At 32.5% G+C, this 507-nt stretch carries 1 protein-coding gene; it reads right to left on the bottom strand.

From position 1 onward, the window contains the following. Nucleotides 1-318 precede the first annotated feature (318 nt). Nucleotides 319-507, bottom strand: a 189-nt coding sequence (locus tag ABDH49_09395) for a hypothetical protein (protein ID MEN3047152.1), incomplete at its 5' end; no start/stop codon positions are given.

Raw genomic sequence — 507 nt, 5'->3', positions numbered from 1 at the left:
TGTTCCTTTAACTTGCTAGTTTTTAAGATAAATATGTCACCATCTTTAGAGTAGCTTTCAACTTCCTCATCAAGAACGATTTCAGGGTTGAATCTTTTAAGTTGCTCAGTAAGATTTTTTATAAAGTCCTTTGCCTTTATTTCTTTGAAACCTGGTATGTCGTAAATTGGTTTTTCAGGATATAGCAGAGTAAGTTGTCCACCAAGTTCATTTGTTGCTTCAATAATTTTAGTTTCATTTGTCTTAGCCCGCAGTAAAAGGCAGCAAAAAGGCCAACCGGTCCTCCACCTATCACCGTAACATCAAAAATTTCTCTAATCATTTTAAAATTTTTTCTTTAATTATTTCGTTCCCTTTATAAAGAGTGATTCTGTTTTCGTCAAGGTAAACAAAACTTTCATCTACAGGAAACTCTCCTGTATTTACATAGATTTTTTGATCCATTTCAATAAACATCGGTTTGTGAAAATGTCCTAAAATACAGATATCTCCTCCCTTTTTAAAGAA

The sequence above is a fragment of the Candidatus Hydrothermales bacterium genome, from assembly GCA_039630235.1.
Taxonomy (GTDB): domain Bacteria; phylum Hydrothermota; class Hydrothermia; order Hydrothermales; family JAJRUZ01; genus JBCNVI01.
The sequence above is the reverse complement of the archived record's forward strand: the minus strand, read 5'-3'. Positions and strand labels throughout refer to the sequence as shown.